The organism is Pseudomonas sp. MWU318 (assembly GCF_016756945.1).
Classification (GTDB): domain Bacteria; phylum Pseudomonadota; class Gammaproteobacteria; order Pseudomonadales; family Pseudomonadaceae; genus Aquipseudomonas; species Aquipseudomonas putida_A.
Window position 1 is genome coordinate 594,357 of the sequence record NZ_JAESJL010000002.1, and the last position, 15,828, is coordinate 610,184.

The 15,828-nt window shown below is 60.9% G+C and carries 8 protein-coding genes; 5 read left to right on the forward strand and 3 right to left on the reverse strand.

Annotated features, from left to right (window positions below):
* Positions 1–119: 119 nt before the first annotated feature.
* The 3 genes from JN524_RS06720 to JN524_RS06730 all read right to left on the reverse strand — a co-directional run bounded on the left by JN524_RS06720 (position 120) and on the right by JN524_RS06730 (position 3,105).
* Positions 120–869 (reverse strand): enoyl-CoA hydratase-related protein, encoded by a 750-nt coding sequence (locus JN524_RS06720; protein ID WP_202368878.1) that lies wholly within the window; start codon positions 867–869, stop codon positions 120–122.
* A 201-nt stretch (positions 870–1,070) separates the two neighbouring features.
* Positions 1,071–2,006 (reverse strand): iron-sulfur-binding ferredoxin reductase, encoded by a 936-nt coding sequence (locus JN524_RS06725; RefSeq protein WP_202368879.1) that lies wholly within the window; start codon positions 2,004–2,006, stop codon positions 1,071–1,073.
* A complete protein-coding gene (locus JN524_RS06730; RefSeq protein ID WP_202368880.1) occupies positions 1,999–3,105 on the reverse strand; it encodes a GGDEF domain-containing protein in 1,107 nt (368 codons plus the stop codon). The genes JN524_RS06725 and JN524_RS06730 overlap by 8 nt, the downstream gene beginning before the upstream one ends.
* Positions 3,106–3,525: 420 nt before the next feature.
* On the opposite strand from JN524_RS06730, the gene JN524_RS06735 reads away from it, so the two are divergent.
* The 5 genes from JN524_RS06735 to JN524_RS06755 all read left to right on the forward strand — a co-directional run bounded on the left by JN524_RS06735 (position 3,526) and on the right by JN524_RS06755 (position 15,600).
* Positions 3,526–5,049 carry a fumarate hydratase gene (locus JN524_RS06735; RefSeq protein ID WP_003227616.1) on the forward strand — a complete coding sequence of 508 codons (1,524 nt, stop codon included), beginning with the start codon at positions 3,526–3,528 and terminating at the stop codon, positions 5,047–5,049.
* 170 nt (positions 5,050–5,219) lie between these two features.
* On the forward strand, positions 5,220–9,731 hold the full coding sequence (locus JN524_RS06740; RefSeq protein WP_202368881.1) for a SpvB/TcaC N-terminal domain-containing protein: 4,512 nt from the start codon (positions 5,220–5,222) through the stop codon (positions 9,729–9,731).
* 20 nt (positions 9,732–9,751) lie between these two features.
* Positions 9,752–12,424, forward strand: a complete 2,673-nt coding sequence (locus tag JN524_RS06745; protein ID WP_202368882.1) for an RHS repeat domain-containing protein — start codon at positions 9,752–9,754, stop codon at positions 12,422–12,424.
* Positions 12,425–12,511: 87 nt separating this feature from the next.
* Entirely contained in the window at positions 12,512–14,272 is a 1,761-nt protein-coding gene (locus JN524_RS06750; protein WP_202368883.1) for an ATP-binding protein, read from the forward strand.
* Complete coding sequence (locus tag JN524_RS06755; protein ID WP_202368884.1) at positions 14,272–15,600, forward strand: sigma-54-dependent transcriptional regulator; 1,329 nt, start codon at positions 14,272–14,274, stop codon at positions 15,598–15,600. The genes JN524_RS06750 and JN524_RS06755 overlap by 1 nt, the downstream gene beginning before the upstream one ends.
* Positions 15,601–15,828: the final 228 nt, after the last annotated feature.

Genomic DNA, 15,828 nt, shown 5'->3' on the forward strand with positions numbered 1-15,828 from the left:
CTCTTGAAGATGTGTCAATTGATCCTAGCTCTTCGCGAGCAGGCTCGCTCCCACAGGGAACGCATTCCAATGTGGGAGCGAGCCTGCTCGCGAAGGGGCCGGCACAGTCAGCGAAGATATCAATGCCGTTTGATGAATCCGGTCAACGCCGCCAACGCCTCCGGCGAGCGCAAGCGCCGGGTGAACAGTGCGCCCTCCTCCTCGATCACCTTACGGATCAATTCGCGATCCGGCGCTCGCATCAATTGCTTGCTGATACGCACCGCTTCGGCTGGCAGCTCATCGAAACGCAACGCCATCTCCCGCGCCATGTTCAGCACCGCTTCGCCGCTGCCCAGCGCCTCGGTGGCAATGCCCCACTGCGCCGCCTGTTCACCGCTGAAACCTTCGCCTAGCAATAACAGCTCCGCCGCTTTCGCATGCCCGAGCAAACGCGGCAGGATCAGGCTGGAGCCGAACTCCGGGCACAGCCCCAGATTGACGAACGGCATACGCAGCCGTGCATCGCGGCTGACATAAACCAGATCGCAATGCAGCAACAACGTGGTGCCGATGCCCACGGCTGCCCCAGCCACCGCGGCGATTACCGGTTTGCGGCATTCGAGCAGATTGAGCATGAAGTGGAACACCGGGCTGTCGAGGTCGCTCGGCGGTTGCTGGATGAAGTCGGCGATGTCGTTGCCGGCGGTGAAGCAGTCGGCGCTGCCGGTGATCAGCACGGCGTTGATGTCAGGATCGTTGTCGACCTGCTTCAGGGCTTCGGCGAGGCGACTGTACATCGCGCGGGTCAGGGCGTTTTTCTTGTCCGGGCGATTGAGTCGCAGGGTGAGCAAACCGCGTTCGCGTTCGAGCAGGATGGCTTCGGTCATCAGCATTACTCAACATTTAAAATGGCTGACAAAGTTCTTTTGTGGTGAGGCTGGATTGCTGTGGTGAGCCAGAACTCCTGTGGTGAGGGGATTTATCCCCGATTGAGTGCGCAGCGCTCAGAAAAACTGGGGGCCGCTGCGCAGCCCATCGGGGATAAATCCCCTCACCACAGGAGTTCACCTTCACACGAGATTCAGCGCTCAACCGCGGGACAAAAACACATCGGCCAGCAGTTGATTGCGCGGCAGTCCGGCCAGGTACAGACGCTTGGCAAACGCATCGACGCTGGCGCTTGAGCCGCAGACTAAGGCCAGGGTTTGCCGGGAAACAAGGCGCAGTTGCGCCAAAGCGGCGGCTGACTCGGCCGCCGTCCACAGCTCGATGCTGAGGTTTTCGCGCTGCGCAGCAAGCGCCGCCAGGGGTTTGGCCAGATAGTGCTCGCGCGCGTCATGGGCCAGGTGAATGACGCGGATGGCGCCCTGATGATCCTGGCGCAAGGCTTCGCGCAGCACGCCGAACAATGGGCCCAGCCCGGTGCCGGCCGCCAGCAGCCACAGCGGGCGCGAGTGCCAGTCCGGATCGTAATGCAGCGCGCCGCCACGCAGCTCGCCGAGGCGGATCGGGTCGCCGATCTGCAGGCGCCGCGCCGCATCGCTGAATTCGCCGGGCTGGCGACAGTCGAGGTGGAATTCGAGAAAGCGCTCTTCCTGCGGCAGGCTCGCCAGCGAATAGGGCCTGGCAATCTGATTGATCCACAACACCAGATGCTGCCCGGCACTGTAGCGCAGCGGTCGTTGCGGGGTCAGGCGCAAACGCAGGACATTGTCGCTGAGCCAGTCCAGCGCCTCGACCACCGCCGGGCGCCCGTCGGTGACCGGATCGAACGTGTGCACCTGCAGGTCTTCCGTGACCTGACATTGACAGGCCAGCCGCCAGCCTTGCTGGCGCTGTTCGGCGCTCAGGGCATCCGGGCGACTGTCGGCGGGCAAGCCGTTCACGCACTGCACCAGACAGGCATGGCAACTGCCGGCGCGACAGCTGTATGGCACCGCGACGCCGTGCTGATTCAGAGCATCGAGCAAATTGCTGCCCGCCGCCACCGACCATTGCCGGTCACCAACGCGAAGTTCAGGCATCCACATTCTCCCAGGCCGCTGCACAGCGATTGCGCCCGTCGCGCTTGGCCCGGTACAGCGCCTGATCGGCACGCTGCAAGGCGTCATCCAGATCATCGCCCAGTTCCAGCAGGGTCATGCCTGCCGACAGGCTGAGGTTACGCACGTTCAGGCCTACCAGCTCGACGTCGGTAAAAGCAATGCGCAGGCGTTCGCAACAGGCGGTCAAGCGTTCAGCATCGCAGTCGGGCAGCAACACCACGAACTCTTCACCACCGTAACGCGCCAGCACGTCGCCGTCACGCAAACAGGCACCCGCCACGCCGGCGAATGCCTGCAATACCTGATCGCCGGCGGCATGGCCGTGCAGATCGTTGATGCGTTTGAAGTGATCGAGGTCGATCAGCGCCAGACCATGCACCACGCCTGGTTCCATCTCCGCCAGTTCCCGTGAGGCCAGGCGCAGAAAATGCCGGCGATTGAACAGTCCGGTCAGCTCATCGGTGGCCACCAGATCTTCGAGCTGGCGCATCATCCCGCGCAGGGTGTCCTGATGCGCCTGCAAGGCAAACCGGCGCTGGCGCATGCGTTGCCGTGAAACCTGGACGAAGCGTGCGTAAATCACCAGCCAGGCCAGGACCATCGCCAGAATGCACACCTGCAACGCCGCCAGCGCCGGATCCGGCAGACGGAAGTGGTAGCCGTCCCAGAGGGTGATCGCACAGAAACTGAAGAACACCAGCAGCGCGCAACGAATGAACGCTCGCCGGGTTAAATGGAACAGGCCGAACAGCAGGATCAGCACGTAGAACACCAGAAACGCGCCGCGTGCTTCATCCAGATGGGCGATCAGCCAGGTCTGCCAGCCGAGCCCGAGCAGCACTTGCGTTTCAGTCAGACTGGGGTCGGCAAAGCGCTGGTTGCGCCCGGACCAGAACAGCGTAAACAACGTCGCCTGGCAGATCACCACCAGCGCGCTGCCGATGGCCACGCTGTTCAATGATTGCGGGTAATGCCCGGTGAAAAACGCCAGCCACAGCAGCAGCAAAGCCAATCCATAGGTGGCTGCAGCGAGGGCGAAGCGTTTGAGCAAAAGACGTTGAATGGCGTTATGGGTCAATCGTTGACTCACCGTGCGATAGGAGGCTGACCGAGTGTCCTACTCTACAGACCGGATGCCACTTTAGAGGGGCGGTCGATAAATGACCACCGATTTTCGGGCCTGATAATTGACGTCAAAAACCCTTGTGCATTGCCCTGTAGGAGCTGCCGAAGGCTGCGATCTTTTGATCTTGCTTTCAGAAGAAAAAGACAAAAGATCGCAGCCTTCGGCAGCTCCTACAGAAATGGTGGGCCATCCATGCGACCAACGAATGACTGCCGGCGCGTGTACGCCCTGACGAGGCGCGGTATACTGCCGCGCCTTTTTAGCGTCGCGCCAGCAGCCCCGGCGTGCCTTGAAAGGTGCTTGCGACCGACCGATGCACCCAAGCCGCAGGCACCTTATTGAATGTTCCCGTCTTTTAGAGGAGCGCGACTCATGACCGTGATCAAGCAAGACGACCTGATTCAGAGCGTTGCCGACGCCCTGCAGTTCATTTCCTATTACCACCCCGTGGATTTCATCCAGGCGATGCACGAAGCCTACCTGCGCGAAGAATCGCCAGCGGCCCGTGACTCGATCGCGCAGATCCTGATCAACTCGCGCATGTGCGCCACCGGCCACCGGCCGATCTGCCAGGACACCGGCATCGTCACCGTGTTCGTGCGTGTGGGCATGGACGTACGTTGGGATGGCGCGACCATGAGCCTGGACGACATGATCAACGAAGGCGTGCGCCGCGCCTACAACCTGCCGGAAAACGTCCTGCGTGCCTCGATCCTCGCCGACCCGGCGGGCGCTCGTAAAAACACCAAGGACAACACTCCGGCAGTCATCCACTACTCCATCGTCCCGGGCAACACCGTGGAAGTGGACGTGGCGGCCAAGGGCGGCGGTTCCGAGAACAAGTCGAAAATGGCCATGCTCAACCCGTCCGACTCGATCGTTGACTGGGTGCTCAAGACCGTTCCGACCATGGGCGCCGGCTGGTGCCCACCGGGCATGCTGGGCATCGGCATCGGCGGCACCGCCGAGAAAGCCGCAGTGATGGCCAAGGAAGTGTTGATGGAATCCATCGACATTCACGAACTGAAAGCCCGTGGCCCGCAGAACCGTATCGAAGAGATCCGTCTGGAGCTGTTCGAGAAGGTCAACCAACTGGGCATCGGCGCCCAGGGCCTCGGTGGCCTGACCACCGTGCTCGACGTGAAGATCATGGACTACCCGACCCACGCCGCTTCGTTGCCGGTGTGCATGATCCCGAACTGCGCCGCCACCCGTCACGCGCACTTCGTGCTCGACGGCACTGGCCCGGCCTCGCTGGAAGCGCCATCGCTGGATGCCTACCCGGAAATCGTCTGGGAAGCCGGCCCGTCGGCCCGTCGCGTCAACCTCGACACCCTGACTCCGGAAGAAGTGCAAAGCTGGAAGCCGGGCGAAACCGTCCTGCTCAACGGCAAAATGCTCACCGGTCGCGACGCGGCGCACAAGCGCATGGTCGAGATGCTGAACAAGGGTGAAACCCTGCCGGTGGATCTGAAAGGTCGCTTTATCTATTACGTTGGCCCGGTTGATCCGGTCGGTGACGAAGTGGTTGGCCCGGCTGGCCCGACCACCGCAACGCGGATGGACAAGTTCACCCGTCAGATCCTTGAGCAGACCGGTCTGCTGGGCATGATCGGCAAATCCGAGCGTGGCCCGACCGCGATCGAAGCAATCAAGGACAACAAGGCCGTGTACCTGATGGCCGTCGGCGGCGCCGCTTATCTGGTGGCCCAGGCCATCAAGAAGTCCAAGGTGCTGGCCTTTGCCGAGCTGGGCATGGAAGCGATCTACGAGTTCGAGGTCAAGGACATGCCGGTCACCGTCGCGGTGGACAGCAACGGTGAGTCGGTACACATCACCGGCCCGGCGATCTGGCAACAGAAGATCGCCGAAAGCCTGGCGGTAGAAGTGCAGTAAGCGCTTCGCAGCTGTAAAAAAGGCCGGCCCGTCATACGACGGGCCGGCCTTTTTTGTGCTCTGCACATTGATAGCCATTTGGCACCTGTCAGATCTGACAGGTTACGAATTGCCCACTTGTTGTTAGCGTCTGTCCACTCACGTGTGTCGCGTGTGCAATGGATCCGACCATGGCTGATCAAGAGCTGAGCATCATCACTCCGTCCATCGCCAGCAGTGCTTCGATCAGCACGATCGGTAAAAGCTGGGGGGTGGTGGGCGCTACTGGGGCGGCTTCATTCGGAATTCCGCTGCCCCTGTCCGCCGGACGCGGCTGGGATCCGCAACTGGCGCTGACTTACAGCAGCCAGGCCGGCAACGGGCCGTTCGGCATCGGATGGAGCCTGGGCATTGCTCAGATCAGCCGTCGTACCGCAAAAGGGGTACCGCGTTATACCGATCTCGATGAAATCATCGGTGACGATGGTGAAGTGTGGTTGCCGGAACTGAACAGTGATGGCAACCCGAAATCGCGTGTGGAAGACAGCTACAACGCGATTCCCGTCGGCGCTCATCACGTGGTGCGCTTCTGGCCGCGCGTAGAGAGAGATTTTACCCTGCGCGAACGCTGGCAGCCCGTCACTACAGACGGTAAACCTGAGGGGCCACCCTTCTGGCTGATCCATGGCGCGGACGGCTCGCTGCAGGTATACGGCAAGACCCGCGCCTCGCGCCGGGCCGATCCGGACGATCCACTGCGCGTTGGCAGCTGGCTGCTGTGCGAGACTATGAACCCGCATGGTGAGCACATCTGCTTCGCCTACCTGGCCGATGATCAGGACCCCGACCCGACTGACGATTACCGCGCCCAGCGCTACTTGCGCGCAGTGTTCTATGGCAACGTCACTGCCAGCCAGCATTTGTATAGCTGGACCGCGGAGGATCCGGCCGAACTGGATTGGCATTTCCATCTGCTGTTCGATTACGGCGAGCGCACCCGTTCACTGACAGAAGCTCCGGTGTACGGTGGCGACAGCCTGGCAGTCTGGGATAAACGCCGGGATCCATTCTCCACCTTCGGGCAGGGTTTTGAGCTGGGCACACGGCGCCTGTGCCAGCAAATCCTGATGTTCCACAACTTCTCGCGACCTGACGGTGAGGATCCGCTACTGGTGCGACGGCTGCTGCTGGAATACCCGTCACCCTCTGATCCGTGGACTTACAACCGGATCATCGCGGCGCATTATCAGGCCTTCGATGCCAGCGGGGCTGGGGAGACGACACCCCCGGTGGAGTTTGATTACTCGTCCTTCGAGATCAATAAAACCCCGTCACGGATGTTCGCCGAAGACACCATGCCGGGCCTTGAGGATGGGCAGTTTTATCAGTGCGTCGATCTTTACGGCGAAGGTGTACCGGGTTTTCTCCGCCGCGACGATCAGTGCTGGTACTACCGCGAACCGCGACGTGCCATGTCGGGACCAGACGCCATCACCTACGGGCCCTGGACCAGGCTGGAACAGATCCCGATGGCCAGGCGCGACGCCGCCGCCCGGCAGATATTGCTCGACCTGATCGGCAACGGGCGGCTGGACTGGATTTTTGCCCAACCGGGCATCAGCGGGTATCGCACGTTGAATGCCGACCGCAGCTGGTCACCGTTCGTCGAGCTTTGCCGCATGCCGCTGGAGTTTTTTCACACCCTTGCGCAACTGGGTGACCTGGGAGGTGATGGCCTCAACTCGCTGGCAATGATCGGTCCGCGTGCGGTGCGCTTGTATGCCAACCAACGGGAACAGGGTTTTTCCAGCGCCGAAGACGTGCCTCGCAAAGACGATGAGGACAGTTTGCCGCTGTTCGGCAAAGCCCCCACAGAACTCGTATTTCTGGGCAACATGCTCGGCAGTGACATGAGCGAGCTGTGCCGGATCCGGCACAACGAAATCAAATGCTGGCCCAATCTGGGGCATGGCAAATTCGGCAAAGGTCGGGTCATCAGTGCCCTGCCCTTCCTGTATGGCGAATTCGACGTCGCGCAAGTGCGGATCGCCGACATCGACGGCTCCGGCGCACCAGCCCTGTTTTATCTGAAAACCGCCGGCTTCGAGATCTACCTCAATCGCGGGGGCTATGGCCTGGAACAAACGCCAGTCTTCGTGCCGTGGCCGGAAGGCGTGAGCTACGACCGCCTGTGTCAGGTCAGTTTCGCCGACCTGCAAGGCCTGGGTTGTGCCAGCCTGATCCTGACGGTGCCGCACATGTCCCCCGAGCACTGGCGCTACGACTTTGTCGCGGCCAAGCCTTACTTGCTGACCGCTACCAACAACAACATGGGCTGCGCCACGCAGGTGGTCTATCGCAGCTCTGCACAGGAATGGCTGGATGAAAAACAGCAACGGCTTACCGATCATCCCGACGAAACGCCGGTGTGCCATCTACCGTTCGCGGTTCAAGTCGTCAGCCGGCAACGCCAACTGGATGAAATAACCGGCAATTGCCTGACGCAATCATGCCTCTATCGCGAAGGCGTCTACGACAGCATCGAGCGTGAGTTTCGTGGTTTCGGTTACCGGGAACAGACCGACAGCGAACGTGCCACGGACGATGACGAGGCCGGGTTCACAGCACCGGTGCGCGTCTGTACCTGGTACCTGACCGGGCAGGCGATGGATCGGCCAAGACATGGCTACTTCGACGGTGACACTGGTGCCGTTGGCTTACGACCAACCGTATTCAGCCGCTATCACGACAGTGATGAATGCGATGAACCGGTAACGCCAGACGACGAAGACGTACGCTATAAAATCGCACGCGCGCTGGTCGGCGCCTTCACCCGCATCGAAACCTGGACCGCCACTGACGAGCCAGCCAATGCACGGCTCTACGCCGTAGAAGAATTTCGTTACCTGGTGCGTGATGTCCGGCCCGCCAACCTGCGAGGGCCGGCAGACGTGCTGCTGGTACAGACCCTGGAAAAAATCAGCTATCAGTACGACGGTTTCATTGACGACCCGTTGTGCCGCCATGAAGTCTTGATCAACAGCAGCAAATACGGCCACGCCACTCACAGCCTGACCATCAGCTATGCGCGACGGCGCCTGCCCGACGATCCTCCGCCTTTCAGCGACCCCGACGAACAACAGTGGTGGCGGGACGCGCATGACATGGCGCAGCGGTTTTTTTATCTCAACGAAACCCGCGCGCGTGCAATTGATCTGAAGGACTGCCAACAATGGCGGCTGGGCCTGCCCTCACAACAGCGCAGCAATGCCCTGATGCTGCCCAAAGGTAATCTGCCGTCGGGCCTCAATCCGCAACAGGTGACATGGGATCTACTCAAGGAGCATGTTCGCTCGCCCGAGTGGAACGCTCTCCGGGTGCTGACCGGGCAAACCGTGCAGCGCTACATCAACAAAGAGGACGGCAGTCTGCTGCCCGACGGCTCGGCGCAATTCGAAGCACTGAAAGGGCCGCTGGAGATGGCAAGCTTTGACAAGACGGCCCTCGCCGCCTACGACGCTCTGCCGCCACCGTTCGATATCCTGCAGGAGCTGGCGAGCATCGGTTACACACTGATGGCGCTGCTGTTCGAAGACACGGCGGTAAACGCGGACGCAGAAAGCCTGTGGTCCGCGCATTACAACTACGCGAAGTACGCCGATGCCAAGGATTTCTTCCGGGTACTTGAATACCGCGAAACGCTGAGCCACGGCTGGACCAAGGCGCGGTACGACGAGTATTGGCTGCTGGTCATCAGCGTCGAACTGCCGGATGGCTGCATCACCCGCTGCGAATACGACTACTGCGCCCTGGCGCCGTGGTGCATCATCGATGCCAACGAAAACATACAGGAAGCGCTTTACGAACCCTCGGGCCAACCGTTGGCGACCAGTTTCCACGGCACCGAAAATGGCATTGCCGCCGGCTTCCGCCCACTCAGTGAATACGTTCGCCCGGCAGATCCACGCCCGGACGCGGCCATTGCCGACCCGCAAGAGGCCGTGCAAAAAGCCGCCAGCACCTTGCGCAAGGATTTGTTCAGCTGGATGGGACAACTACCGCCGCAGGTCCACACCACACCGGATCTGCTTGAGCAATGGCTGGCCAGCGGCTACCTGTTGCCGAGCCTGCACATTCGCGCCAGCGCGCGACGGCGACTGGCACAATTGACGTCGCCGACACCCGCCGAACAGGCCCTGCGCGAACTCATCAGCACGGTTGCACGCAAACCGGTGCACAGTGTGGCGCTGAGTGCCGACCGTTACCCGAATGATCCGATTGCGGCATTGGTGCAGATCATCATCAGCTACGTGGACGGCTTTGGCCGCGCGTTGCAAACCCTGCAACGGGTCGAGCCCGGAATCGCCTATGCGGTCGCTGCCGATGGGTCGCTGATCGTCGATCGCGGACAGCTGCGCGAGGAACATGCCGAGTCGCGCTGGCGGGTCAGCGCGCGGGTCGAGTACAACAACAAAGGGCTCGCGGTGCGGCAGTTCCGGCCGTTTTTTGCCGACGCACATGGCTATGTCAATGACCAGTCTCTGCAACGCTATGGCTACTTCGATCAACTGTTCTATGACCCGCTCGGGCGTGTGGTCAAGTTGATCAATGCCAAGGGCTATTTTTCCCGCGAGACCTATCATCCTTGGTATCGCGCCAGTGAGGATCCCAACGACACCGCCATAGAGGTACCTCTACATTGAATATCCACCGGCGTACCCCTTTGCTGGAAGCGACCGACAGTCGTGGACTCGCGGTGCGTCGGATCGCCTATTGGCGCAGCGATGCCGAAGCTCCACCGGTGACACTGGTGACTCGTCTGGAACATGATTTGGCCGGAAGTAATACCGCCCAATGGGATCCACGTCTGCCCATCCCCAGTCTTATGACTGTCTACACGCTGACGGGACAGCCTCTGAAGACCCAAAACGTTGACGCTGGCACCCGCCTGAGCCTGCCAGGGCTGGCAGGACAGACGCTGCAACGCTGGGATGGTCGAAATGCAACCTGGCTCATGACGTATGACCACCAATTGCGCCCACTGACCATCAAGAATTCCAGCAGCCCGGCAGACGATGAAACGTTCACTTACGCTGATGCGTCGGCCGATGCCGGATACAACCTGCGCGGGCGAGCGCTGAGACAAGATGATTCTTCAGGCTCTTTGCAAGTGCAAAGCTATAACCTCGTCGGTCAAGCCGTTAGTGAAAAACGTATCTTTTTCGACGAGAAAACCTTTACCAGTCAACGCACCTATAACCCGCAGGGCCTTTTGGTGGCGCAGACGGATGCAGGTCATCATCGACAGCAGATGCGCTACGATCTGGCCGGGCAACTCAAAGCCACACATCTGACGTTAAAAGGTGGAGTTCAGTCGTGGGAGGTGCTGCTCGACGCTCAATACAACGCCGCCGGACAGCTTGTCCTGCAAAGGTATGGCAACGGCGTGAGCGAGCACTGGCAGTACGATCCGGCCAATGCTCGCCTGTTCAGGCAATGGGCACAAAAAGACAGTGAGCCTCCCATTCAGGACTTCGAATACACCCACGATCCTGTGGGACTGATCACCCGAATCGTCGATGCAGCCTTCAAGCCGGTCTTTTTTGCCAATCAACGCTCCGACGGCACCCGTACGTTCAATTACGACTCCCTCTACCAACTGATTAGCGCCACCGGTTGCAGTGCAGCAGCACACCCGCAAGGCCCGACCTGGCCGCACCCCTCCGACCCAAGAGACCTGCGCCAATACCGACAGACCTACGAATATGATCATGGCGGCAATCTGATCAAAATCATTCAGGTGCGCGAGGGTGCGAGCCGTACCCAGCAGATGTTCATCGACCTGCACAGCAATCGCGGCGTCTGGCATGAGCCGGGTGATCCGCTTCCGGATCTCTCCCGCCTGTTCGATCCGCACGGCAACCTGATGGAAAGACTGCCTGGGCAACCGCTGCTGTGGAATAGCCGCGATCAATTGCAGTCAGTGGTGATGGTCTCCCGTCACGACGGCCCTGACGACGCCGAACACTACCTGTATAGCCAGGGCCTGAGGATCTATAAACGTCACGACCGCTACAGTACAAAAATCAGCCACTTTGACGAAGTGCGCTACCTGCCGGGCCTGGAGATATCCTGTAAGGAAAGTGGTGAAGAACTGCATACCATCACCGTCACGACCGGCGAAGGCACTGTTCGTTGCCTGTACTGGGAAAGCGATCCTTCGAATATCGGCAGCACGCAACTGCGCTACGGCCTGAACGATCACCTGAGTTCGTGCCATATCGAACTTGATCAGACAGCACAGTTGATCAGCCACGAACGATTCTTCCCGTTTGGCGCGACTGCCTCGTTCACAACGCCTTCAGATGTCAAGGTCGACTACAAAACCATCCGCTACAGCGGCAAAGAGCTGGATCGCAGCGGGTTCTATTACTATGGCGAACGGTATTACGCTCCGTGGCTGGGGCGCTGGACGCAGCCGGACAGGCATGGCGTGGTGGATGGGTTGAATCTGTACTGCATGAGCGGTAACAACCCGATCAACTTTGTCGACCGGCAAGGTGCGATGGTCGCGCCCGCACAAACTGCAATCAATATGCCTTCTCCCGGCCCCACTCGCAGACCGTCAACGCAAAGCACAACGGCACAAGCACCCGCTGTGCCGGCATGGGTGGATAACCCTCAAGATAATCCACCTGGCCACTTTCCCCCAAAACCCGAGCAAACATGGCGCCAGTGGGGCAAGGCGACCGTACTGACAGCCGTCAACTCCAGGGTGGGGCTAGCCCTGCTACCCGTCAGTACATCGTCGCCTGCCAACGCAGCCGTCGTTGCAACAGTTTTGACAGCTGCTGCTCAATTCACACTAGGCGCCACGCTGTTCAATCCAGGCTGGTCCCCACCGGGGACATGGAATCCGGGTGGAGACGGCTCGCTGCCGCCCCCCGATGTTACCCAGCAAATCAACCGGACGTTCAACATGACCACGCTCGGCGTCACGACTACTGCGACGATTGGCGGCATGATACTGGGGCCGATAGTGGGCGGCTATGTCGACGAGCTGAGGGGCACCAAAGACAAGGCGGCAAAAAACGCTCAAGCAGGGAAATGGCTCGACAAGGCCGACGAATTGATTGCGGAACTGCGATTGCAAGAGCACGTTTCGGACAAGGCACTGAATGCGTTGCGTGACCAGGTACTGGAGTCCGAGGAATTGACCGGGATCAGTTGGCGAAGCATGAACATGCTCGAGAAAATTACCCGAATGCGACCACCCAAGGCCAGCCAATTGTCGCGCAGGAACTCAGCGCCTTCTGTTTTATCTCTGAACACCGGTTTTCAGCGAGGTGATGCTTCTCGTATACCGCGTAGACGTAAACCCGCGACGGCTATTTAGAATGAGCTGACGCTCAGCCGCGCTTATCCTTTCGGGCCGGGGCCATGCTATGGTCTCGGCCCGACTTTCTGACTGTTTGCATCCAGCATGCTGCCGACTTCCCGTACCCTGCGTTTGTCGTTGTACACTCTGCTGATCATTGCCGGTGCGGTCATTGCCGCGACCCTTGCCATCCGCCACGCCGAACGTCAGGCGCTGGAGGAAGACGCCACCCGCGCCAGCCAGCAATTGGCGCTGTATGCCAACTCGCTGCACACCCTGATCGACCGCTACCGCGCCCTGCCCGCCGTGCTGGCGTTGGACCCGCAATTGCGCAGCGCGCTGGCCGGGCCGGTGGGCGCGGAACAACAGAATGTGCTGAATCTGAAGCTAGAGCAGATCAATGGCGCGGCGCAGTCCTCGACCCTCGAGCTGCTTGATCACAGCGGCCTCGCGGTGGCCGCCAGCAACTGGCGCCTGCCGAGCAGTTACGTCGGCCACAACTACGGTTTTCGTCCGTACTTCAGCCAGACCCGCACGCAGGGCAGCGGGCGCTTTTATGCGGTGGGCGTGACCAGCGGCATCCCCGGTTATTTTCTGTCCAGCGCAGTGCTCGGCGACAACGCCGAGTTCCTCGGCGCGATGGTAGTCAAACTGGAGTTCCCCGAGCTTGAGCGCGAATGGAGCCAGGGCAGCGACACGCTGCTGGTCAGCGATGCGCGCGGGATCATCTTCATCGCCAACCAGCCCGGCTGGCGCTATCGCTCGCTGCGGCCGCTCGATAGCCGCGACATGGCCGAGATCAAGCGCACGCGCCAGTACGACAAACAATCGCTGATCCCGCTGACGCATTTGTCCCTGCGCCACTTCGACGACAACAGTGACCTGCGCCGGGTCGAAGGCCCGGACGGAACGGCGGACTACTTGTGGGAATCGCTGCCGCTGGCCACCGAAGGCTGGACCCTGCACTTGTTGCGGCGCCCGCAAGTGGCCTTCGAAGACTTGCGCAACGCCGGGCTGGCCGCTGCGGGTGTGTGGCTGGCGCTGGTGTTTTTGCTGCTGTTCCTCAATCAGCGCTGGCGCCTGTCGAAAGTCCGTCAGCGCAACCGCGAAGAACTCGAACAACTGGTCGAAGAACGCACCCGCGATCTGCGCACCGCGCAGGACGGTCTGGTGCAATCTGCGAAGCTCGCCGCACTGGGGCAGATGTCCGCCGCACTGGCCCACGAAATCAATCAACCGCTGACCGCGCAACGCATGCAGTTGGCGACGCTGCGCCTGCTGCTCGAACATGGCCGCGTCGATGATGCGTACAAGGCGCTCAAACCGGTGGACGACATGCTCACGCGCATGGCCTCGCTCACCGGCCACCTGAAAACCTTCGCCCGCAAAAGCCCCAGCGGCCTGCGCGAACGGCTGGACCTGGCGACTGTGGTCGATCAGTCCCTGCAACTGCTCGATGCGCGCCTGCGTGATGAACAGGTCAGTCTGGTGCTGCACCTGACGCGTCCGGCCTGGGTGCGAGGTGATGCGATCCGCCTCGAACAGGTGCTGATCAATCTGTTGCGCAACGCCCTTGATGCGATGCAGGGCAAACCGTGCAAGCGTCTGGAAATTCGCCTGGAGGTGGATGAACAATTGTGGCGCCTGAGCGTGATCGACAATGGCGGCGGGATTGCCGAACAGCACTTGAACCAGGTGTTCGACCCGTTCTTTACCACCAAACCGGTGGGTGACGGACTCGGCCTCGGGCTGGCGGTATCCTTTGCCATCGTGCATGAATCCGGCGGGCGTCTGAGCGTGGAAAATGGCGAGGCCGGCGCGGTGTTCAGCCTGACCCTGCCGATCGATCTGGAGGCACACATCTGATGCTCAACTCAGTGATGGTGGTCGATGACGAGAGCAGCATTCGCAGCGCCGTCGAGCAATGGCTGAGCCTGTCGGGGTTCGCCGTGCAGCTGTTCAGCCGCGCCGAGGATTGCCTGGCGGCACTGCCCGCACACTTTCCCGGGGTGATCCTCAGCGATGTGCGCATGCCCGGGCTCAGTGGTCTGCAGTTGTTGGCCGAAGTGCAGCGCCGTGACAGCGATTTGCCGGTGATACTGCTGACCGGTCACGGTGATGTGCCGATGGCGGTCGAAGCCATGCGTGACGGCGCCTACGACTTTCTGGAAAAGCCGTTCAGCCCGGACACCCTGCTCGGCAGCCTGCGCCGGGCACTCGACAAGCGGCGACTGGTATTGGAAAACCGCGCCCTGCACGAGCAAGCCGACCACCGCGCCAGACTCGATGCGACGCTGCTCGGCGTGTCCCGTGGCATGCAGACCTTGCGTCGACAGGTGCTGGATCTGGCGGCGTTGCCGGTCAACGTGTTGATCCGCGGCGAAACCGGCAGCGGCAAGGAGCTGATCGCGCGCTGCCTGCATGATTTCGGTCCGCGCGCCGCCAAGCCTTTCGTGGCGCTGAACTGTGCGGCGATTCCCGAGCAGTTGTTCGAAGCCGAGTTGTTCGGTCATGAAAGTGGCGCGTTCACCGGCGCTTCCGGCAAGCGCATCGGCAAGCTGGAATATGCCGACGGCGGCACGCTGTTTCTCGATGAAATCGAAAGTATGCCGCTGGCCCAGCAAGTGAAGCTGCTGCGGGTGTTGCAGGAACAGAAGCTGGAGCGCCTCGGGTCGAACCAGAGTATTCGCGTCGATCTGCGGATTGTTGCCGCGACCAAACCTGATCTGCTGGATGAGGCCCGGGCCGGACGTTTTCGCGAAGACCTGGCGTATCGCCTGAACGTCGCCGAGCTGCGCCTGCCGCCGCTGCGCGATCGTCGCGAAGACATTCCGCTGCTGTTCGAATCGTTTGCCTTCAGCGCCGCCCAGCGCCTCGGCCGCACCTTCCCGCCGTTGAGCGGAGCGCAATTGAGTCACCTGCTCAGCCACGACTGGCCGGGCAACGTGCGGGAACTGGCGAACGTCGCCGAGCGGCAGGTACTGGGGCTGGATGAGCCGGTGCAGGGCGTCGATCCGGGCCAGTCCCTCGCCGCGCAGCAGGAAGCCTTTGAAGCGCAGTGCCTGCGCGCGGCGCTGACCCGGCACAAGGGTGACGTGAAAGCGGTGCTGGAGGAGTTGCAGCTACCGCGCCGGACCTTCAATGAAAAGCTGCAGCGGCATGGGTTGAGTCGGGAGATGTTTGTCAGCCCATAAGATCAAAAGATCAAAAGATCGCAGCCTTCGGCAGCTCCTACAGTTTCAGCGCCGCCTTCAGATTCCCTGTAGGAGCCGCCGAAGGCTGCGATCTTTTGAGCGATTTTCCGCTCAATCAAATCAGGTAATAAGCGGATTTCCGCTCATAAAATCCTGCCACCCCCTCTAAACCGTCCCTCTCTCCGTTGGCACAGCTCCTGCTATAGCCCCTGCAGGCTGCGTTTCTAC

Bases quoted from the DNA above. Each gene is read 5' to 3' on its own strand.
- JN524_RS06720 (WP_202368878.1), bottom strand. From the start codon at position 869: ATGACCGAAGCCATCCTGCTCGAACGCGAACGCGGTTTGCTCACCCTG.
- JN524_RS06725 (WP_202368879.1), bottom strand. From the start codon at position 2,006: ATGCCTGAACTTCGCGTTGGTGACCGGCAATGGTCGGTGGCGGCGGGC.
- JN524_RS06735 (WP_003227616.1), top strand. From the start codon at position 3,526: ATGACCGTGATCAAGCAAGACGACCTGATTCAGAGCGTTGCCGACGCC.
- JN524_RS06740 (WP_202368881.1), top strand. From the start codon at position 5,220: ATGGCTGATCAAGAGCTGAGCATCATCACTCCGTCCATCGCCAGCAGT.
- JN524_RS06750 (WP_202368883.1), top strand. From the start codon at position 12,512: ATGCTGCCGACTTCCCGTACCCTGCGTTTGTCGTTGTACACTCTGCTG.
- JN524_RS06755 (WP_202368884.1), top strand. From the start codon at position 14,272: ATGCTCAACTCAGTGATGGTGGTCGATGACGAGAGCAGCATTCGCAGC.